Genomic DNA, 19,835 nt, shown 5'->3' with positions numbered 1-19,835 from the left:
CGCCAGGGTTGCCGATCGGCATGGTGGCGGCTTTATCGCCATGGCCTCCGGCGTGGCTTCCACCGGCAAGAGCTGCTCCGGAACTGAGCGCCGTCAAAACGGCGGCTACGATCATACGTTTCATGCTGCACTTTCTCTCATTGTTGAGGTTGCGGGGTTCGGTTCTCATCCCTGTTTGCCGTGACCACCGTGCGCTGCCGGGGCCATCGTTCTTGCGTCGCCTGACTTCGTCGGAGCGGGGACATCCCGCTTCCACTCATAGGCCACGGTTCCCGCCGGGTGCTGGTACCAGCCAGGATCGGTGTAGTCGTTCGAGGCGAGCCCCTCGCGAACCTTGACGACTGAGAACATGGAACCCATCTCGATGGGGCCAAATTGCCCCCAGCCATCCATCATCTTGATGGTGTTGTCGGGCAGCGGCATTTCCATTTCGCCCATATCGGCCATGCCGCGATTGCCCATCGGCATATAGTCGGGCTGAACCTTTCGGATCTTGTCGGTCACCTTTGTCTTGTCGACACCGATGAAGGTCGGCACATCGTGTCCCATGGCGTTCATCGTGTGGTGCGATTTGTGGCAGTGGATCGCCCAGTCGCCCTCATACTTGGCTTCAAACTCATAGGCGCGCATCGCTCCGACCGGAATGTCGATCGACACCTCCGGCCAGCGTGCCTCGGGGCGAACCCAGCCGCCATCGGTGCAGGTCACTTCGAAGTCATAGCCATGCATGTGGATCGGGTGATTGGTCATGGTCAGATTGCCGACCCTCACCCGCACCCTGTCGTTCTTTGACACTACCAGGGGACTGACTCCCGGAAAAATGCGGCTATTCCAACACCACAGGTTGAAGTCGGTCATCTCCATGACCTTAGGGACGTAGGATCCCGGTTCGATGTCGTAGGCATTCAGCAGGAAGACGAAATCCCGGTCGACCCGCATGTATTTCGGGTCCTTGGGATGGATCACGAAGAAGCCCATCATGCCCATGGCCATCTGGACCATCTCGTCGGCATGAGGATGGTACATGAAGGTGCCGCTCTTCACGAGGTCGAACTCGTAGACGAAGGTCTTGCCAGGCTGGATGTGCGGCTGGGTGAGGCCACCGACGCCGTCCATGCCGTTGGGCAGGATCATGCCGTGCCAGTGGATCGTCGTGTGCTCCGGCAGCTTGTTTGTTACGAAGATGCGGACGCGGTCGCCTTCAACCGCTTCTATGGTCGGGCCGGGGGACTGGCCGTTGTAACCCCAGAGATAGGCGGTCATGCCGGGCGACATTTCGCGCTCGACCGGCTCGGCCACGAGGTGGAACTCCTTCACGCCGTTGTTCAAGCGATGAGGGAGTGTCCAGCCGTTGAGCGTCACGACCGGTTGGTAGTCAGGTCCGCTCGTCGGGACAATCGGAGGCTGCATGTCTGGAGAGTCCATGAGCGGAGCGTCGGGCAGCCCCATTGCGGATGTTTTGGTCCATGCAGTGGCGCCTGCGAGCAGGGCTCCCGCGCCTAGCAACTGACGTCTTGAAAGCATTTTGTTCTCCTTGAGTTCAGTGGCCTTCGGCGCCCGGTTCGGCTGGGGCCGGTGCATCGCCGGCTCCAGATGAGCCTGTGCCGCCCCCGTGGATGGCGGTTCCGAGATTGACGTCGGCCAGCCAGAAATTGCGCTTGGCATTGAGGGAAAGCATGATCGAGCTGATTTTCGCGCGTGTGTCCGCCAGCAGCTCGAACGTGTTGGTGATCATGCCGTTGTAGGTGAGGACCGATTCCGCCTCGATTTTTGTGCGCAGCGGCACAACATTGTTCCGATAGTGCCGGGCAATGTCGTAGGTCGAACGGTAGGCATCATAGGCGGATCTAGCCTCTGACCGGATGTTGACGGCCTTTTCCGCGATCCGGTTTGCGGCTTGCATGTAGGCAAGCTCGGCCTTGCGAATGCGCGCCTTGCCGGTGTCGAAGATCGGAATGACGAACTCGAGTTCGAGAGTGGGTGAGACACTCGTCTCGGTTCCACCCTCCTCCGTATCCTCGCGTTCCACCTCCACGCCGGAAAGTAGTTCCAGGTCGCTGACATAGCGCGTTGCCTCGGTCAGACCGTAGGATTTCGCCAGAGCTTCCAGCTCAAGTTTCGCGATCTCGAGGTCGACGCGATTTTTTAGCGCCTCCGCCTCGATCGCGCGTTTGGCCTTGGCGCCTTTGGGCAGGGCTGGAAGCATGTTGGGGATTGAGTAATCGACATCCGGTCCCCATAGACCCATCAGCCGGGTGAGCTCTTCCTTGGCGGTCCGTGCCGTAAGCCGCGTCTCCGCCGCCTGACCGGTGATCTCGGCATAAAAAACGTGCTCGCGGGCTTGCCCGGTCTTTGTGAAGGCACCCGTCTCGCCGAGTTTTTGCGCGAGTTCAGAAGCAGCATCGGCGGCAGCCTGCGCCTTGTTCAAATAGGAAACGCTCTCACGGGCCGAGACAGCGTTGATCCAGGCCCGCCGCGTGTCCGCGGCCAGCCGTAGCGTTTCCTCGGCGGCGCGGAGCTGGGCCTGACGGAAACGGGCATCCGCGACCGCAACGCGCCGCTTGTGCGTCGCCATGGCAAGAATGTTGCTGACCACCGCTCCTTCGATCGTCCGCACAGGATCGACGCCGATCATGCCGACCGAGATCGTCGGATTGACGAGCATCGATTCCTGCCACATGTCGGCCGCCGACAGGCCGATCTCGGCGTAGGCGGCCTGCAGGCCTTTATTGTTGAGCAAGGCGACCTGCACCGCGGTGTCTGGACCGATTGTCTCCTTCTGGACCAGGCGCTTCACGTGCTCCGAGACCGTCCGCGCTTCATCGCTGGACTGAACCCACACCGTTTGCTTGCCGGTTACGGCTTCGGCACGCGCCGCGACTGTCGTGAAGCCGGCCATGGGGGCCGAGATGCCATCAAGGGTCCCGCTGGACACGCATCCGCTGGCAATCAGCGGGACAGTCAATACCGCAGCTATGGTCAGTAACCGGCGCGTCATGATCCGGCCCCCGGGTTCGCGGGAGAGAGTTCTTCATTAAGACGCCGCCAATTCTTCGGATCGACCGGCTCCCGACGGTTATAGTCGACGACGGCCGGGTGGTGACGCGCATCACGGACGCCCATTGCGGGATCGGCCGGATTGAAGACTGGAAGAATGTCTGGCGGCGTGGTTGCCGCGCATCCGGCAACTAACAGCGATGCGAGCATCGCGGAGCTTGCGATTTTCATTGTAGACCTGAATCTTGACGTGTGCATTTGGCCGCGCGGGAGCGAATTCCCAACGCTGCGCGCGAACGCCCTCAAAAGAGGCGTCAGTTCAGATGTATCTTGGGGGTCTAATCAGCGCTTTATATTCGCCGAGCGGCAAAGTGACGGCAATGACGGGCGCAAAGCAGCGGGAGATCACATGCTCCAACTCGGGACAATCGACTGGCACCGCATGTGCCGGCGCGCAATGCACTTCACAGCTCTTGTCGGCGGATTGCTTGTCGCCGTGCTGATGCTCCGACGTATCCGCCTCATTCACCGTGGCGCCGTGATGGCTCATGTCGTGTGCAGGTGTCTCGGCTTGCAGATCCGCGCTGGCGTGAAAACCCGTGGCATTGGCTGTGGCGAATAGACCAGGCTGAAGCGCCGACATGACCAGGAATACGACCGCCAGCAGAGCGCGGAGCGGTACGCTTCCTAGGATCGCGATTCGACCAACAGTCCTCATCGGCCCTTCCCACAATTGTTCGGCTGATTTGTCAAGGCCCCCTTCAACCAGTTTGCTGCAGTGCAACCAAAAGTGAGGATCGTTGCAAGAACGGTATGGCTCGAAGCCGCCATGCGCCACAATATTTTTCATACATATTTGTATGGCCTGTTTATGGCTCATGCCCAAATGAACGCAACCGCGCTGCGATGTCCGCGATTTCGGTTTTACGTCAGGCTCAGCACCGCTCCGGCAACAACCAAATAACGCGAGACCTTCGCGAGAGCAACGATTACGACAAAGCTCCATAGCGGCTCGCGCAAAACCCCAGCGACCACGCTCAGCGGATCGCCGATGATCGCATCCTGCTCAACAAGAGCGACCATCTTCCATAACGGCAATACCAGTTCGTTGCGCGGTTGAGCGTCGCAGGACGCAGGGGAAACCAGGGCCTATCCCGCAAGCGTTCAATCCCTCGACCAAGCCCCCAGTTTGCCGCAGAACCCAGGACGTTGCCCATGCTGGCGAGAAAAATCAGCATTGCCGGCGAGAGGGAGTCCCGCAAGGGCGGCCTCCGACTGCGACGGAAGGATCGTCGCCGCAGCGAAGGCAACAGCAAACGAATCGTCTTCGGCGGCAGCCCGGACTTTTCGGAGGCAGCTCCGATGTTCATTCGTGTCTCCTCGTATTTGATACGAGAGAGATACTCTTTCCAGCTGCTGGAAGGTCAAGAGCATCCGGAAAAACTGCGCGAGCCTGTCAGGACCATTAGGCAGGGATCAGGCGGCCCATGCCGAAGACTGCCCGGGCGACGTGCTGCCGCCAAATCGCCGCGTTAGGCGACGGACCTCACGGGTTCAAACGTGACATCGAGAACCGCGTCGAGCTGCTGATCCATGAAACGCTCCGGTATGCTCTTTACCAGGAAGTTGCGAAGAGGGACGACAAGCGGGTTCTGCCATTGCGCGACTTTGGCATAGAGGCGTGATTCAGCCGCGACCCTACGTGCCCTGTCGAGGCGGCGCTTGTCATATTCGCGGAGGGCCTCGTCGGCCGGAAGCCGTCCGAACAACGCTGTAAGAACTGCCGCGTCTTCCATGGCAAGTCCAGCTCCTTGCCCTAGATCGGGTGTCACGGCATGCGCGGCGTCGCCAAGCAAAACCGCATTTCCGCGCGTAAACGAGGGTATCGGATCGAGATCAAGTATATCCGTCCAGATCAGCGAGTCCGCCGGTGTCCGATCGAGGACCTCAGGGACGGGATCGTGAAAGCCGGAAAACATCGCCTTCACTCCGGCAAGATCGGCCTGAGCCAGCTTGGGGTCGTGTAGGCGCTCGGCCCCGCAGCACGCAAACCAGTAGACCCTTTCGCCGGGAATCGCGGCCAGCCCGATGCGTTTGCCGGCCCCCCAGCTCTCGGTAAGACGCGCAGGGTCCATTCCCTGGGGGAGACCGGGCGAGATGACGCGCCAGCAGGCGTAGCTGGCGAAATGCTCGCGCGACTCTGGAAAGAATGCCCTACGAACAGCGGAGTGAATGCCATCGCAAGCGAGCACCAGCTCGCTTTCCACTATCTCCCCATCCGCGAAGTGCAGGACGATTTTCTCGCCGACCTGGCGGGCATCCACGCATTCCATGTCGGTGCGAATAACAGAGCGCGGCAGCTCCGTAAGAAGCGCCCGATGGAGATCGCCGCGGTGCAGCACGGCCATACTGAGGTGACCATATCGCTGGCTGAAGCGCTGAAAATCCGTCGATTGAAGGACTTGTCCTTCGTCGTCGAGAAGATCGAGTCTGTGTATCGGCTGCGCCTCGGCAACAACCGCTTCGTAGAGCCCGAGCACACGAAGGGCACGAAGCGCATTAGCGCTAAGACTGAGGCCCGCACCCAGAGGCTTTAGTTCGCTCGCCTGCTCGTAAATCTCGGTCTCCCATCCGAGGAGTCGCAGTCCCTTGGCAACTGCAAGTCCGGCGATTCCTGCGCCAATGATGACTGCGCGCATGTTCACGGTCCTTCGCCTTCTTCACGCGGGAACACTTTGCGACATCAAATTGTTCCCGGCGAAAGGCAGGTGAAACACGCCACACGCTTTCTCCAATTTCGCTCGAAGTGAGTTCTGCCGGGCCGAGCCAGGCTCTAGATGTGCTCGAGATTGCCAGGGCATGGTCAAAGGGCGGGCGATCCATTGCCGGTCCGCTGCCACGGGCATTTTGGTGCGGGATCTCGGAGAGGTGGCTCATTGATCCGTAGCTGATGAACTCTCTCTATGCGATCGAGCTAGTCAGGATCTGGGCAAGGAACAGTTTGCTGCGCCGGTGACGCGGATGCGAGAAGAATTCCGAGGGCGTGTTCATCTCAACGATCTCGCCCTGGTCCATGAAGACGACGCGGTCGGCGACCTGGCGGGCAAATCCCATCTCGTGCGTGACACACAGCATGGTCATGCCATCCCCAGCCAGCGCGACCATCGTGTCGAGCACTTCTTTGACCATTTCCGGATCGAGTGCCGACGTCGGCTCGTCGAAGAGCATGATTTTCGGGCTCATACAGAGCGCACGCGCGATCGCAACCCGCTGCTGCTGACCGCCTGAAAGCTGGCCGGGATATTTGTGCGCCTGGTCCGGAATCTTCACCCGTTCCAGATAATGCATGGCGGTCTGCTCGGCTTGTGCGCGCCGCATCCTGCGCACCCAGATCGGCGCCAGCGTCAGGTTCTCCAGAATGGTCAGGTGCGGGAACAGGTTGAAATGCTGGAACACCATGCCGATGTCGCGGCGAATTAGGTCTATCTTCTTCAAACATTGGTGAGTTCGACGCCGTCGACGACGATCTGTCCCTGCTGGTGCTCCTCCAGCCGGTTGATGCAACGGATCATGGTCGACTTGCCCGAGCCCGAGGGCCCGCAGATCACCAGCTTTTCGCCGCGAAGGACTGTCAAGTCGATGTCCTTCAGCACATGGAAGTTCCCGTACCACTTGTTCATCCCGGTCATTTCGATTGCCGGCGGATCATTGGGATCGGTCATGGGCGGAACGCGCTTGGCGGCGGACGACAACATCACAACATTTCCTAGTGAGCGGCTGGGCCGCGCCGCTCCAGGAAGTCGGCGAAGCGGGCGAATGAGAATGAGAGTGCGAAGAAGATCGCCCCGATAAACAGGAACGTCTCGGCCGCTGGCGATGGCCAGTCCGGGTCGGCCAGCGCCGCTTTACCGGAGCTGATCAGGTCGAACAGGCCGACCACCAGGACAAGGCTGGTGTTCTTGATCATGACGATGATCGTGTTGGCCAGCGCCGGGATCGCCACCCGGATCGCCTGCGGCAGGATCACCAGATATTGAGTGCGCCAGAAGGGCAGGCCAACCGCAGCCGCGGCCTCGTACTGGCCATTCGGAATGGCCTGCAGGCCGCCGCGGATCACCTCGGCGAGATAAGCCGCGGCGAAGATGGTGAGGGCGACCAGCGCGCGCACGAACTTGTCAGGCAAGAGGGCCTCGGGCAGGAACAGCGGCATCATGATCGATGCCACGAACAGGATGGACAAGAGCGGTAGTCCGCGCACCGATTCTATCAGGACCACAGCGCCGATGCGTATGATGGGCATGGTCGAGCGCCTGGCCAGCGCCAGGAGGATGCCGACGGGGAAGGCGACGCCGATCGCAACGACGGTGAGGATGAGTGTCACCGGCAGGCCGCCCCAGGACGAGGTCGGAACCTCGGCTAGGCCGAAACCGCCGGCCATCAGCCAGAAGATCAACACGAGCGCCGCCATCCAGAGCGCTGCCAGCCGCGGCGCCCAGCTGGCGGGCCGCACCGACCAGGCAAGCAGCGCCAGGATAAGCACGCAGACGATGGCGGGGCGCCAGCGTTCGTCGAGCGGATAGATGCCGAACAGCAACTGCCCGGACTTGGCGTAGATGAAGCTCCAGCACGCTCCGGCGGCCACCCGGCACGCGCGTGGACTGGGGTCGAACAGCACGGCGTCGATTACCAGCCAGCGCAGCATCGGCGGTACCGTGGCGACGAGCAGAACGCCGAACAACAGCGTCAGGACGGCATTGAGTGGCGTGCCGAACAGGAGCATGGCTGACCGCCGCAAAGCGCCGAAGCGGATCTGTCCTGGCATTGGCTCGGCCGGAAGGGGAAGAGACAGGGCCTTCATGGTTCAGCGCTCCACGATGGCGATGCGACGGTTGTACCAATTGGCCGCGCTCGAGAGGCTCAGGTTGAGGGCGAGATAGACGCCGAGGATGATGAATACGCCCTCGATCGAATGGCTGGACTTGCTGATGATGGTGTTCATAACCGCAAGGAAGTCCGGATAGCCGACCGCGATCGCCAGCGTCGAATTCTTGACGACGTTGATGTATTGGCTGTTGAGCGGCGGGACGATCACCCGCAGCATCTGCGGAATGATGATCAGACGCAATATTTTGCCGCGTGGCAGGCCGAGCGAATGACCTGCATCCCACTGACCGCGGCCGACCGAAAGCACGCCCCCACGCACGATCTCGGCGACGAAGCCGGTGGTGTAGATGGTCAGCCCGATGAGGATGGTGCTGAGCTCGGGCGTCAGGTCCTTGCCGCCTTTGAAGTTCGACCCAGTGAAGGTCGGCCAGTCGACGGAGAACTTCGCATCGGCAAGCCAGAGCCCGGCAATGCCAACCGCGAGGATCGCCGGCGCGGTCAGCGGTGGCAGCCATCCTCTTCTCGCCGCCGCCCAGCCAGCGGCCGCCAGTGCCAGGGCGAGAGCAATGACGAGCATTCCCGCGGTGGCGACGTCCATGCTGACGGCCGGCACCACAAAGCCGCGCATGGAGGCGTAAACGCCTGGCAGCGGATTGAGCGCTTCGCCGACCGGCGGCAGCACCTTCCACCACAGCGAGTAGAGAAAGATCAGAAGCACGATCGGCGGTGAATTGCGTGCAACCTCCACCCATACGCGGCAGGTGCCCGCCGCCAGGGGATTGCTGCTCAGCCGGGTGATGCCGACGACGAGGCCGAGCGCGGATGAAAAGACGATGACGAGCGCGGAGATGAAGACCGTATTGGCGAGCCCGGTCGCGATCGCCCAGTAATAGGGGTCGCGCGACTTGTAAGTGAGGATTGCTTCGGAGATGACGATCCTTGACGGCATCGTCAGGAAATCGAAGCCGATCGGTATGCCGCGTGCCCTGAGATTGGCGAAAGTCGTGCTGACGAGCAGGGCAGCGAAGGCGGCAGCCACGGCCACCAGGGCACACTGGATGATGATCGATCTGGTCCTGGCGTCGCTCAGCATTTCGACCTCGACGGTTCGCGGCGTTGGCAGGGAAAGGGAACGGCGGGCGCGTCCCCTTCATGCAGCTCAATCCCAAGGGAAAGGATAGTTGAGGCCGCCGTCCTTCCACAACGCGTTCAGGCCGCGCTCGACCTTCAGCGGGCTGTCCTTGCCGAGATTGCGATCCCAGATCTCGGCGTAGTTGCCCATTTGTTTGATGACGTTGTAGGCCCACTTGTCGTCCAATCCGAGCGGCTTGCCGAAACCGGGCTCCTCACCCAGCACGCGTTTGACTTCCGGACTGCCCGAGGCAAGCTTTTCATCGACGTTTTGCGAGGTGATGCCGTTGGCCTCGGCCCAGAACAGCGCATTGAGTGTCCAACGCACGACGTCGAAAAGCTGATCGTCACCCCGGGCGACCGCGACTCCATTGGGTTCGGCGGCCCTGCCGACCCGGATGATGTCGTAGTCGTCCGGGTTCTTGGCCACCGAGGCACGCTGTCCTGCTGCCGCGGTGCCGTCGGTGACGTAGGAATCGCAGCGGCCGCCAAAGAAGGCGTCGCGCGCTTGAACGGTCGAGTCGTAATAGACTTTCTCCATCGCGATCCCGAACTCTTCCTCGGTTTCCTCGATCGCTTTCTCGGTCAGGCTGCCACCGCCTTGCAGGCAGACGGTCTTTCCGTCCAGCAGTTTGGGCTCGGTGATGTTATCGGCCTTGCGCACGAGCATGCCGTCCGTGTCGTAGAGATTGATCCAGACGAAGCGGACAACCGTATCACGACTGTAGGTGATGGTGGATGTGCGCGACAGAACGTCGATTTCCCCAGTCTGTAGCGCAGCAAAACGCTGGCCTGCGTTAAGGGGCACGTAACGGATCTTGTCTCTGTCGCCGAGGATGGCGACCGCGAAAGTGCGGCAGATGTCGGAATCGAACCCGCGATAATACCCCTTCTCGTCCGGCCGGGATAGACCGGGCACGCCCTGGCTGGCGCCGCAGCTGACATAGCCGCGCTCCTTGATCTTGTTGATTACCGCCTGCGCGCTGGCGTCCACGGCGCCCGTAGTCAGGCTGGCCAATCCTATCGCCAGACCCGTGAGCCATTTCAGACCTTGATGTTTCATAATCATTCCCCTTGTCGTTGAGTTGTCGTCATTCTGCGGCGTTGACGTCGGCCGCGGCGGTTCCGTTGCGCCGGGCTTCAGCAAAAAGTTCGAAGGCCTGAGAAAGGTCGGCCAGAAGATCTTCGAGCGCCTCAAGGCCGATCGACAGGCGCCAGACCGGGCCGGGCTTCAGCCAGTCGAGGCTGGCGCGGCCCTTGCGGGGATCGCTGACGGCAATCAGCGAATGCACGCCGCCCCAGCTTGCGCCGAGCCTGAACAGCCGCAGGCTGCGCAGAACATCGGATTGCAGTGGCGCCAGTTCCGGCCGCAGCACGAAGGAGAACACGCCCGCCGATCCGGCGAAGTCACGCTTCCAGACCGCGTGGCCGGGATGGCCAGGCTCCGCAGGATGCAAGATCTGCGCGACTTCCGGGCGCCCCGACAGCCAGGCGACAATCTTGCGCGCTGTACCGTCGGCGTGGCGCATGCGAACCGGCATCGTCATCAGGCCGCGCTCGCACAGCGCGCAATCCTCGGGCGAGACGCCATAGCCAAGGAAACGCGCTGTATCCTTCAGGCGCCGGAACAGGGCATGGTCATGCACTGCGAGCGAGCCCATCAAGAGGTCGCCGTGGCCGCCGGCGTGTTTGGAAAGCGCCTGCATCGAGATGTCGACGCCATGAGCGAGCGGCTTGAACAGCAGATGCGAGGCCCAGGTGTTGTCGGCCGCAACGAGCGCGCCGGCCTTGTGGGCCGCGGCCGTGATGGCTGGCACATCCTGAACTTCGAAGGTGGCTGAGCCAGGCGATTCTGCCCAGACCAGCCGCGTTCTGCCGTCGATCATGGCCGCGATACTTGCGTCCAGCCGTGGATCGTAGGAAACCGCCTCGATCCCGAGTGGGCCGAGAAAACGCTCGGCCATGTCGCGCGCCGGGCCATAGAGCGTCTCCGGGATCAGAACGCTTTCGCCGCCACGGCAGACAGCCATGGTCGCCAGCGTCATGGCCGCCATGCCCGACGGGACGACGAGAGCCCGCGATCCGCATTCCAACACGGCGATATGATCTTCGAGCTGCCGGCTGGTCGGTGTGCCGTAAAGTCCGTAGCTGAACCCGTCGTACAGACGCTCGACGCGAAGCTCGAACGATTCCAGATCGTCAAAGACCACGGTCGAGGCTCGCTCGACCGGCATCGCCACCGCCTGGAACGGTTCCTCCGAGCGCTTGGGAGGATGGACATGTGAAGTGTCATCGCGTCGGTTCATAGGCGCAGCTTAGCCGGCTCACCCATTGCCATCTATGACCGCAGCGATAAAGTTAATTCGCTTTTGATATGGGCTGACTATGAACCTGCGCGACATCGATGTCTTCAACGCGATCATGATCACGCGCGGTGCCGGCGCGGCGGCCGCGCTGCTGGATACCTCGCAGCCGGCCATCAGCCGTTCGCTAGCCAAGCTAGAGGCCGAACTCGGCTTCAGGCTTTTCGACCGCATTCGTGGCAGGCTGGTGCCGACACGCGAAGGGGAGTTGTTCCATGCCGAGGTAAAGGCCAACCTGGTCGGGCTCGACCGGCTCAAGCTGCGGGCGGCCCAGATCAAGGAGGTCGGAACCGGTACCATCCGCGTCGCCTGCCTGTCGGCACTCGGGCATGGGCTGGTGCCGCGCGCCATCGTAGCGTTCTCACGCCGGCATCCGCAGGTGCGAATCAGCTATCAGGTCCGCACCTCCAATATCGTGCGCGACCTGGTGGCCTCTGGCAGTTTCGATATCGGGCTCGCGGCCGACGAGGTCGATACCAGCGGCGTGCTGCACAGCATCTTCACCACGCCGCGCGCCGTCTGTGTAATGCCGACGAACCACCGGCTGGCGCGGAAGCAGATAATCACGCCGGCCGATCTCGCCGACGAGGCCTTCCTGGCATTGTCGCCGGAAGATACGGCTCGGCTCGCGATGGACAAGATCCTGGCCGCGCATGGGGTACGGCCGCGCATCCTGATCGAAACGCCCTACGGCCTGACCATCGCTATCCTTGCAGCGAAGGGCATGGGAATCGGCTTGGTCAATCCCTCCGTCATTGCGGACGGCATGATCGGCGGTATTTTGGCCAGGCCATTCGAGCCAGCCGTCAATTTCCGCGCGCTACTCCTGCGCCCGCCGGACGGCATCAATTCGACCTTGATCACCGACTTCATTGGCGAACTCTATGCCGCTCGCAATATGCTATCGAGCGAGGCATAGGCAACTGGCTCGACGCCTGGTTCTAGCTGCACACGAATGCCATCGACGAGAAGCAGGACACGCAATCCCGGTCCTATCCCTCCCCCATCGTCGAGCGGAGAAGAGCTTGCATATGCTCTGCCAAGTCGAGCTCACCGCGCGCCTCGATCTTCAAAAGATATCGGGCCTTGGACCGGCGATCACCTTCCCTGACCGCAGGATAGGCGCATACAGCCAGCAGCGCCCTTTCCTCAGCCCGGCTGGCTCTGTCGTGGTCGCGGTTACTGCCGCCCATTTCGTGGATTGCCTTGCCGAATGCCGCGTACGCTGCCTTGTGCGCATTGATCAGCGCCCGCAGATCGCGGGACGGTTCCCGGTCCTCCCGTCGCGGCTTTGTGGCGAAAGCCGATGCCGCAACCGTCGAGGCGACAACGGCGCTGGCGGCGTTGAGAAGCAAGGCGCGGCGATTCATCCTGGACATGGTGAACTCTCCTCTTCACTTCATGGCAGGCTGCCAGAACGATGTCGTAGGATCGGCCAGCTGCGCTTCCACAGTAGCATGACTGCCGGCGCGTTCATGTCAGGATGGATGGTAACGTTGGATGCGTTGCAGCCAGAGCATAGCTGGCGCGACTGCGCGGGTCGGCATCTCGCGAACTGTTCAATCAATTGTCCCTCGGCCTCGCCACCCAAGAAAGGATCGCCATTCCCGAAAAACTCCATAACTTCGAAGAATTGCGATCCCTTTCGGCGCGGCTCACGAGGCGTCCTCGGCGGTGATGGCTTTCATCACCCGTTCGTCCACCATCGTCCGGGCCTCGTTAAGATGGCCTGCCAAGTGCCTTGCGACGACGGCGACCAGCGAAAGCCGTTGGCTTCAGCGCCCACCGGTCGCCTCGTCGGGCTTAGCCGGGAAGATCATCTGAATGCGAGCCATGTCGACGTCGATGATGTCGACGGCTCTGATTCCGATCTTGGCGATCTGGCTTTCGTTTGCCCACTCCTGCATCCTCACCCGTGATTTCAGTCGCGATTGCAGGCGGCGGATTTCGGCCCGGTTGCCGACCTGTCGAAACCGCGTTTCCGTTGCCAGTCTGCCAGTATGACGGCTGTCGACCGACGCTGATGATTGCGTGCTCCGACAATTTCAATGCGGCACAAGTCGGCAGAAGCATGCGCAAGTTCCCGAGAAGGCGGGCGCCGCGTAGGCACGCTGCCGGCCTTCACCGCTTTCCCAGCCAAGCACTAGGTAGTTTCCCGTAGGGATAGAACCGAATTTCGCGACCTGCTGATTCGCGCGATTGCTGTGCTACGGATCAACCGGGAAACAGCCATGCACGCCCAATCGAGCTCCAGAATTTCACTGCCGTCGCACGGCTTACAGTCGAGCCTGCCTACGGCATTCGATCCGACACTGCTACAGCCGGTCAGCTTCTTTCGCTGCGGTTCGGAAATCTATGCGCAAGGTGAAAAGGCCGGAGCCTTCTATCAGGTCGAGTTTGGCGCCGTGCGTGTTTACCGCCTGCTTGCGGACGGTCGCAGGCAGATAAGTGCCTTCCATCTGGCCGGAGAGACATTCGGTTTCGAAGCCGACACCACCCATCATTTTTTCGCCGAAGCCATCAACGCCGTGGGTGTCCGCGTCTTCCGCTTTGCCACTGGTGCGGATCTCTCCCGTCAGCTGCTGCCGTTGGCTCTCAAGGGCCTGACGAGAGCGCAGGAACATCTCTTGGTTCTCGGCCGTCAGAATGCCATCGAACGCGTCGCCGCGTTCCTGGTCGACATGGCGGAGCGGCAGGGCGGCTTGCGACAGGTCGAACTGCCGATGTCGCGCATGGATATCGGCGATTATCTCGGCCTCACCATCGAAACCGTGTCGCGGGTTTTCACCCGGCTGAAGGACAAAGGCGTCATCCGCCTGCTCAATCTGCGCAGCATCGAGATCATCAAGCACGACGTGCTTCATGCGATGAGCGAGTGAGGCTACTTGGTCACTTGCCGCGCGTGGCAGACCGTAAGCGTTGCCGCTTTTTCGACCGGCTTTGGTCACTCGAGGTTCAATCGCTGTGGGGCTCTTGGGGCAAGCGCGCGGCTAGGCCGCCTTCTTGATCTCCGCGACCTGAACGCCCAGTCGGAACGCCTGACCGTCTGCGAACGAACGCGCGTAGCTCTCAGATGTAAAAGGGACCGTGGTGGTGGTGCCGTTGACCGTCACGCGAACCGACCACTCTTTGTCCCTAATGATTTCAACGGCATGTTGCTCATGCGCAGCCATGCATTCCTCCCAGAATCTTCCGTTGAGGATGGGAGGATAGCGTCGTAAAACTGGTTTGCATGCAAATAATCCGACACCGCGACGTCGAAATGTCGAAACACGCACAGCTAGGCTCAAGTCGATGGCCTCGCCTTGAGCTTGGTCGATGCAAGAGGACCACCACAGCGGCGAACTCACCTTCAAGGGCGACTGCGCAGTTCACGCCCCTGTCTGGGGAACACGCGGAACCAGGCGGACAAAAAAAGCCCCAGCGCTGGGTCGATGCGCCGGGGCTTTGGGCACGTACAAGCTACACCAACATGTCCGCATATGAACGTGCGCTAATAAAGTGAAGGAATGGTGAACCACGCATATGCCGAAGGGCGCACGCTAAAAGCTGGGGTGAAGCGCAGTATCAGTAATGACAAGTTTGCGCACTCTGATTGTCCCACCTTACTTTCGACCAAACGACGGGGTGAGGATGCGGGCAGTCTTATTGCTTTGATGACGTATGCCGTCACCGCTCATGCCGATGAAGCGAGCCGGCTCACTGACGCCGTCCTCGACCGGCTGCGAAAGACTGTCGCAAGACCGGCTGATTGTATCGAACCCGGAAACAGACCAACGCCGGCGCAACCTCACCCTGAAACCAAAAGACAATATCGATGACCTCCAACAGCTATGCTCCCAAGGGTTCAAGCGCCTGCAAACGTTGACCACGCCCACTTTCGCTATCGCCGCCTGGATGATGACGGCCGCATCAATTTCATGGGGCAAGCATAGCCGCCAAGGGGTTCTGCCCGATGGCCGCGACCAGGCTCGTGGATACCTCGAACCATCACCAAGACACCGCGAGACGCGGAAGAGGCAAGCCGCTTCATCAACCGGCAACACCGAAAGCTGCTGATCAATGTGAACCGCAGTAACGAAGCGTAATCGGGTTCCCACTACAAAAAGGCTCAAACCGCGCAAGACCGCGGATCGATCCGACCAGGATCTTCAACGGTCTGCCCAATGGAAGTCGCCGCTATGGAAATCCTCACGAACAACCCCACGAACAGTCATCTGATGACTTCACGGCGTTTTGCGCCTCTCTTCTGGACGCAGTTCCTGTCCGCCTTCAACGACAATTTCCTCAAGAACACGCTGGTTTTCCTTATTCTGTTCACCCTGGCGGCGGACCAGGCGGCATCACTGGTCACCCTGGCGGGTGCCGTCTTCATGGCTCCTTTCCTGCTCCTGTCCGCCCTTGGTGGCGAGATCGCCGACCGGTTCGACAAGGCGCTCATCGCCCGTCGGCTGAAATTCACCGAGATCGCCGCTGCGGCTGTCGCTGTCGTTGGGATCGCGCTGTCGTCGATCCCGGTGCTGATGATGGCGTTGCTCATGTTCGGCATCATCTCGGCACTGTTCGGACCGATCAAGTACGGCATCCTGCCGGATCATCTCGAGCGCAAGGAATTGCCCCGCGCCAATGCCTGGATCGAATCGGCAACCTTCGCCGCCATCCTCGGCGGCACTATCGCCGGAGGCGTCGTCTCGGCCGATGGCATAGGCGTCTCGGTCTTCGGGCCGATGATGATGATCCTCGCCATCGGTTGCTGGTTTGTCAGCCGATACATTCCGTCAACCGGTTCTGCTGCACCCGACCTCGTTATAGACCGGAACATCTTTCGCTCGACGTGGCGACAGGTCAACGGCTTGCGTGCCGACAAGCGGATCTGGCGCGCCGGACTGATGACGTCGTGGTTCTGGCTTATCGGGGCCATTGTCCTTTCGATCCTGCCTACGTTGGTCAAGGATTCGCTCGGTGGCGGAGAAATCGCTGTCACCGCCTATCTCGCGGTGTTCGCCGTCTCGATCGCGATTGGCTCTGCCATAGCCGCATGGATGTCGCAGGGCCGCATCGTGCTCTTGCCAGCCCCGGTTGGCACGGCGTTGATGGCACTATTCGGCTTGGACCTGGCCTGGACCATCTGGAGCATGCAGCCCTCGCCCAGGGCCGAAACGCTCGCAATATTCTTCGCCGGGCCAAACACGGTCCATGTTGCGATCGACCTTGCCGGCATGGCTATTGCCAGCGCCTTTCTTGTCGTGCCGACCTTCGCCGCAGTGCAAGCCTGGGCGCCCGAAGCCAGCCGCGCTCGCGTCGTCGCCGCCGTGAGCATCGTCAATGCAGGCTTCATGACGGTGGGCGGCATACTTGTCGCCGCGATTCAAGCAGCGGGCGTCTCCACTGGAGGTATCCTGTTCGGCCTCGCCGCACTCAACGTGGTCGCCGCCTGGCTGATGCTGAGATACCTTCCGACAAACGCCTTCCGCGATTTCGTTTCCATTCTGTTCCGAGCCTTCCATCGTCTGGAGGTGGAGGGGCTGGAAAACCTCAAGGCGGCCGGCCCGGCACCCATCCTGGCGCTCAACCATGTCAGTTTCCTCGACGGTCCGCTAGCCCTGACGCTGACCGAGGAAGAGCCCGTCTTTGCCATCGACCACACTATCGCCCAGGCCTGGTGGATGAAGCCTTTCCTCAAGCTCGCCCGTGCGCTGCCGCTCAATCCAGCCAAGCCGATGTCGACCCGCACGCTGATCAAGATCGTGCAAGGCGGCGATCCGCTGGTCATCTTCCCCGAAGGGCGGATCACCGTCACCGGCGGCCTCATGAAGGTCTATGACGGCGCCGCCATGGTGGCCGACAAGACCGGCTCGATGGTCGTGCCCGTGCGCATCGACGGGCTGGAGAAGAGCTATTTTTCGCGGCTGACCTCGCTGCATATTCGCCGCCGGCTGTTCCCGAAGGTCAAGGTGACCATTCTGGAGCCCGTCAAACTTGAAGTACTGCAGGATCTGAAGGGCCGGAAGCGCCGCGCCGCGGCGGGCGCTGCCCTCTACCAGGTCATGTCGGACCTCGTCTTCCGCACCCAGGACATCGACAAGACTGTGCTGGAGAAGATCATCCAGACGGCGAACGAACGCGGCATGAAGCAACTGGCCGTTCAGGACCCGGTCACCGGTTCGCTGAGTTACGGCAAGCTGCTGACAGCCGCCGCCGTGCTTGGCGAGAAATTCAAGAAACTCTATGCCGGCCAGCAGACGCTCGGCATCATGCTGCCCAACGCTAATGGCGCCTGTGCGACGCTGCTCGGCGTTATGTCGGCCGGCAAGGTTCCGGCGATGATGAACTTCACTGCCGGGGCAGCTAACATCCTCTCCGCTTGCAAAGCCGCCGAGGTGCGCACCGTGCTGACCTCGCGCGCCTTTGTCGAACAAGCGAAACTGGGCGCCGTGGTCGAGGAACTCGGCCGATCGGTCGACATCGTCTGGCTCGATGATCTGCGGGCCACCATTGGCCTCAGGCACAAGCTGCTCGGCCTTCTGCGCAAGAGCGCACCCCGGGTCGCCCGCAAGTCTGAAGATCCGGCGGTGATCCTGTTCACCTCGGGGTCCGAAGGCACGCCCAAGGGCGTGGTGCTCACCCACCGCAACATCCTGGCCAATGCCGCCCAGGCCGCCTCGCGTATCGACTTCCACTCGGGCGACAAGGTCTTCAATGTGCTGCCGATCTTCCATTCCTTCGGCATGACGGCGGGCACGGTGCTGCCGCTGATCTCGGGCGTGCCGGTCTATTTCTACCCCTCGCCGCTGCACTACCGCATCGTGCCGGAGTTGGTTTACGCCTCGAACGCAACGATCATCTTCGGCACCGATACGTTCCTTGCCGGCTATGCCCGCACCGCACACCCCTACGACTTCCGGTCAGTGCGCTACTGCTTTGCCGGCGCGGAACCGGTCAAGCCTTCGACGCGCGCGATCTATATGGAAAAGTTCGGCCTGCGCATCCTCGAAGGCTACGGCGTGACCGAAACCGCGCCGGTGATCTCCATCAACACGCCGATGTACAACCGGTCCGGCAGCGTCGGCAAAATCATGCCGGGTATGGAGTATCGCCTGGATCCGGTGCCTGGCGTCGAGGATGGCGGACGGCTGTTCGTGCGTGGGCCCAACGTCATGGCAGGCTATCTGCGCGCCGAGAAGCCGGGCGTGCTCGAACCGCTCGAAGACGGCTGGCATGACACCGGCGACGTCGTCGCCGTCGACGATGTCGGCTTCATCACCATTCGAGGCCGCGCCAAGCGCTTTGCCAAGATCGGTGGCGAGATGATCTCGATGGCCGCCGTCGAGGCGCTGGCGGGCGAATTGTGGAAAGGCTCGCTCTCGGCGGTCGCCGCCGTGCCAGATGCGCGCAAGGGCGAAAAGCTGATCCTCATCACCGAGGCCGTCAACGCCACGCGTGCCGAATTCCTGGCCTTCGCTAAGGCCAACGGCGCCATGGACCTGATGGTGCCCGCCGGAGTGCGCGTCGTTGCGAAAGTGCCCGTCCTCGGCTCCGGGAAGCTCGACTTCGCCGCCGTGACAAAGATGGTGCTCGGCGCAGAGATGAAGATTAACGCCGCTTGAGCACGTCCTACCAACGGCCGACGAACCAAGCTGGCCCGCTCTCCCGCGCAGTCCCATCCAGTTGCCGCCCGCGTAGGTAACGCCGATACTTCATTAGGTCCCGAAAATCACCGGATGCGCGGCAGCCGTCTCTGTCTGACCTTTGGAATCTTAAACATATAACTATGACGATCGCCGAACTCAGCACGAGCAGTTCTGGACTCTTTATGAACGCCTTCGGCTTGTTGCCCGCTCCCTGCCGAGAAAGGACCGAGCATGACTCCCATCATCGGGAAGCCCTAGCGAGCGTTGTCGCTCCATAATGAACCTTTGTCGATCGACGACGTGGGCCGATCAGGGCAAGCGATCCGGCAGCAATACTGTGAGGCGAAGGGTATGCGGCATGCCCCGAACTTCCCTGCGCGCCGGTGTTCCACCGCGTGAAAAAAAGCCCGCCGCACGGTTAGGTGCGGCGGGGCGGAACGGGCGCTGTTGCACCAAGCGGGGGACTAGGGTGGGCGGGCTTGCCAGGTGCGCGCGGGCCGTAGGCAAACTTAGGCGCATGAGTTGCTATACGTCTAGCAACCGCCAGTTGGACTGGCCCGAAATCAGGGTTCCAGTGCCAAGGGACAGGACAGTTCCCGGAGCCCAGCCCGAGGGCCCGTCGGGGCCGGCTCCGTGCTCCAGCCTACCGGTTCAGATCCGAGCCGTGCCCACATCTTGAACAGGCAAAGCCGCGCACGCCTGTGAGGTACGAACCGCCGCTGATTTCAGTTGTGTGCGTCAAGTTCTGCAAAATGGCGTGGCATTGCGGTGACGTCGGCGTGTCCGCCGCGCAGCCCCCGTGTTTAGCGGAGCGGCGGACACATGACGG

At 61.5% G+C, this 19,835-nt stretch carries 17 protein-coding genes and 2 pseudogenes; 5 read left to right on the top strand and 14 right to left on the bottom strand.

Translation table 11 applies throughout. The features are described from left to right. A partial coding sequence (locus tag NKI25_RS34330) for a hypothetical protein (RefSeq protein ID WP_352623454.1) occupies positions 1-184 on the top strand: 184 nt, incomplete at its 5' end. Here NKI25_RS34330 and NKI25_RS34325 read toward each other — a convergent pair. The 11 genes and pseudogenes from NKI25_RS34325 to NKI25_RS34275 form a co-directional block, all read right to left on the bottom strand. Then, complete coding sequence (locus NKI25_RS34325) at positions 166-1,524, bottom strand: multicopper oxidase family protein (RefSeq protein ID WP_352455533.1); 1,359 nt, start codon at positions 1,522-1,524, stop codon at positions 166-168. The genes NKI25_RS34330 and NKI25_RS34325 overlap by 19 nt on opposite strands. A gap of 16 nt (positions 1,525-1,540) precedes the next feature. Then, positions 1,541-2,998: a TolC family protein gene (locus NKI25_RS34320; RefSeq protein WP_352641659.1), complete on the bottom strand. Its 1,458-nt coding sequence runs from the start codon at positions 2,996-2,998 to the stop codon at positions 1,541-1,543. After that, positions 2,995-3,228 (bottom strand): hypothetical protein, encoded by a 234-nt coding sequence (locus tag NKI25_RS34315; protein ID WP_352455531.1) that lies wholly within the window; start codon positions 3,226-3,228, stop codon positions 2,995-2,997. The genes NKI25_RS34320 and NKI25_RS34315 overlap by 4 nt, the downstream gene beginning before the upstream one ends. 88 nt (positions 3,229-3,316) lie before the next feature. Then, positions 3,317-3,847: a hypothetical protein gene (locus NKI25_RS34310; RefSeq protein WP_352596197.1), complete on the bottom strand. Its 531-nt coding sequence runs from the start codon at positions 3,845-3,847 to the stop codon at positions 3,317-3,319. A 74-nt stretch (positions 3,848-3,921) separates the two neighbouring features. After that, a pseudogene (locus NKI25_RS34305) lies at positions 3,922-4,287 on the bottom strand (YqaA family protein). 242 nt (positions 4,288-4,529) lie between these two features. Continuing rightward, positions 4,530-5,696: an FAD-dependent monooxygenase gene (locus NKI25_RS34300; RefSeq protein WP_353000659.1), complete on the bottom strand. Its 1,167-nt coding sequence runs from the start codon at positions 5,694-5,696 to the stop codon at positions 4,530-4,532. Positions 5,697-5,958: 262 nt separating this feature from the next. Next, positions 5,959-6,677 (bottom strand): annotated as a pseudogene (locus NKI25_RS34295) (amino acid ABC transporter ATP-binding protein). Positions 6,678-6,763: 86 nt separating this feature from the next. Further along, positions 6,764-7,855, bottom strand: coding sequence for an amino acid ABC transporter permease (locus tag NKI25_RS34290; RefSeq protein WP_352825007.1), 1,092 nt, complete (start codon positions 7,853-7,855; stop codon positions 6,764-6,766). Positions 7,856-7,858: 3 nt separating this feature from the next. Further along, positions 7,859-8,974, bottom strand: coding sequence for an amino acid ABC transporter permease (locus tag NKI25_RS34285; protein ID WP_352596278.1), 1,116 nt, complete (start codon positions 8,972-8,974; stop codon positions 7,859-7,861). Positions 8,975-9,040: 66 nt separating this feature from the next. Further along, complete coding sequence (locus NKI25_RS34280) at positions 9,041-10,159, bottom strand: transporter substrate-binding domain-containing protein (RefSeq protein ID WP_352455525.1); 1,119 nt, start codon at positions 10,157-10,159, stop codon at positions 9,041-9,043. Next, entirely contained in the window at positions 10,104-11,318 is a 1,215-nt protein-coding gene (locus NKI25_RS34275) for a trans-sulfuration enzyme family protein (protein ID WP_352455524.1), read from the bottom strand. Before NKI25_RS34275 ends, NKI25_RS34280 begins: the two co-directional genes overlap by 56 nt. 79 nt (positions 11,319-11,397) lie before the next feature. On the opposite strand from NKI25_RS34275, the gene NKI25_RS34270 reads away from it, so the two are divergent. Continuing rightward, positions 11,398-12,294 carry a LysR family transcriptional regulator gene (locus NKI25_RS34270; RefSeq protein WP_352592692.1) on the top strand — a complete coding sequence of 299 codons (897 nt, stop codon included), beginning with the start codon at positions 11,398-11,400 and terminating at the stop codon, positions 12,292-12,294. A gap of 73 nt (positions 12,295-12,367) precedes the next feature. On the opposite strand, the gene NKI25_RS34265 is transcribed toward NKI25_RS34270, so the two are convergent. Both NKI25_RS34265 and NKI25_RS34260 read right to left on the bottom strand, forming a co-directional pair. Continuing rightward, positions 12,368-12,754, bottom strand: a complete 387-nt coding sequence (locus NKI25_RS34265; RefSeq protein WP_352579053.1) for a hypothetical protein — start codon at positions 12,752-12,754, stop codon at positions 12,368-12,370. A gap of 396 nt (positions 12,755-13,150) precedes the next feature. Beyond that, positions 13,151-13,282 carry a hypothetical protein gene (locus NKI25_RS34260; RefSeq protein ID WP_352786768.1) on the bottom strand — a complete coding sequence of 44 codons (132 nt, stop codon included), beginning with the start codon at positions 13,280-13,282 and terminating at the stop codon, positions 13,151-13,153. Positions 13,283-13,606: 324 nt separating this feature from the next. Between NKI25_RS34260 and NKI25_RS34255 the strand changes: the two genes are divergently transcribed. Further along, on the top strand, positions 13,607-14,254 hold the full coding sequence (locus NKI25_RS34255; RefSeq protein WP_352637941.1) for a helix-turn-helix domain-containing protein: 648 nt from the start codon (positions 13,607-13,609) through the stop codon (positions 14,252-14,254). A gap of 111 nt (positions 14,255-14,365) precedes the next feature. Here the strand turns inward: NKI25_RS34255 and NKI25_RS34250 are convergent, their stop codons facing one another. Then, positions 14,366-14,548, bottom strand: coding sequence for a hypothetical protein (locus NKI25_RS34250; protein ID WP_023679139.1), 183 nt, complete (start codon positions 14,546-14,548; stop codon positions 14,366-14,368). 490 nt (positions 14,549-15,038) lie between these two features. Here NKI25_RS34250 and NKI25_RS34245 point away from each other — a divergent pair, with 490 nt between their 5' ends. Together NKI25_RS34245 and NKI25_RS34240 are read left to right on the top strand one after the other, a co-directional pair. After that, positions 15,039-15,434, top strand: coding sequence for a hypothetical protein (locus NKI25_RS34245; RefSeq protein WP_352455518.1), 396 nt, complete (start codon positions 15,039-15,041; stop codon positions 15,432-15,434). A 161-nt stretch (positions 15,435-15,595) separates the two neighbouring features. After that, positions 15,596-18,982 carry an acyl-[ACP]--phospholipid O-acyltransferase gene (locus NKI25_RS34240; protein ID WP_352829696.1) on the top strand — a complete coding sequence of 1,129 codons (3,387 nt, stop codon included), beginning with the start codon at positions 15,596-15,598 and terminating at the stop codon, positions 18,980-18,982. Positions 18,983-19,835: the final 853 nt, after the last annotated feature.

It is taken from the genome of Mesorhizobium sp. M0808 (assembly GCF_040320025.1).
Taxonomy (GTDB): Bacteria; Pseudomonadota; Alphaproteobacteria; order Rhizobiales; family Rhizobiaceae; genus Mesorhizobium.
This window is presented reverse-complemented; position numbering and strand designations above follow the sequence as displayed.

What these genes read in the sequence shown, in the direction of transcription:
- NKI25_RS34325 (WP_352455533.1), bottom strand. Translation starts at nt 1,524, where the DNA reads ATGCTTTCAAGACGTCAGTTGCTAGGCGCGGGAGCCCTGCTCGCAGGC.
- NKI25_RS34320 (WP_352641659.1), bottom strand. Translation starts at nt 2,998, where the DNA reads ATGACGCGCCGGTTACTGACCATAGCTGCGGTATTGACTGTCCCGCTG.
- NKI25_RS34315 (WP_352455531.1), bottom strand. Translation starts at nt 3,228, where the DNA reads ATGAAAATCGCAAGCTCCGCGATGCTCGCATCGCTGTTAGTTGCCGGA.
- NKI25_RS34310 (WP_352596197.1), bottom strand. Translation starts at nt 3,847, where the DNA reads ATGAAAAATATTGTGGCGCATGGCGGCTTCGAGCCATACCGTTCTTGC.
- NKI25_RS34300 (WP_353000659.1), bottom strand. Translation starts at nt 5,696, where the DNA reads ATGCGCGCAGTCATCATTGGCGCAGGAATCGCCGGACTTGCAGTTGCC.
- NKI25_RS34290 (WP_352825007.1), bottom strand. Translation starts at nt 7,855, where the DNA reads ATGAAGGCCCTGTCTCTTCCCCTTCCGGCCGAGCCAATGCCAGGACAG.
- NKI25_RS34285 (WP_352596278.1), bottom strand. Translation starts at nt 8,974, where the DNA reads ATGCTGAGCGACGCCAGGACCAGATCGATCATCATCCAGTGTGCCCTG.
- NKI25_RS34275 (WP_352455524.1), bottom strand. Translation starts at nt 11,318, where the DNA reads ATGAACCGACGCGATGACACTTCACATGTCCATCCTCCCAAGCGCTCG.
- NKI25_RS34270 (WP_352592692.1), top strand. Translation starts at nt 11,398, where the DNA reads ATGAACCTGCGCGACATCGATGTCTTCAACGCGATCATGATCACGCGC.
- NKI25_RS34265 (WP_352579053.1), bottom strand. Translation starts at nt 12,754, where the DNA reads ATGTCCAGGATGAATCGCCGCGCCTTGCTTCTCAACGCCGCCAGCGCC.
- NKI25_RS34260 (WP_352786768.1), bottom strand. Translation starts at nt 13,282, where the DNA reads ATGCAGGAGTGGGCAAACGAAAGCCAGATCGCCAAGATCGGAATCAGA.
- NKI25_RS34255 (WP_352637941.1), top strand. Translation starts at nt 13,607, where the DNA reads ATGCACGCCCAATCGAGCTCCAGAATTTCACTGCCGTCGCACGGCTTA.
- NKI25_RS34250 (WP_023679139.1), bottom strand. Translation starts at nt 14,548, where the DNA reads ATGGCTGCGCATGAGCAACATGCCGTTGAAATCATTAGGGACAAAGAG.
- NKI25_RS34245 (WP_352455518.1), top strand. Translation starts at nt 15,039, where the DNA reads ATGCCGTCACCGCTCATGCCGATGAAGCGAGCCGGCTCACTGACGCCG.
- NKI25_RS34240 (WP_352829696.1), top strand. Translation starts at nt 15,596, where the DNA reads ATGACTTCACGGCGTTTTGCGCCTCTCTTCTGGACGCAGTTCCTGTCC.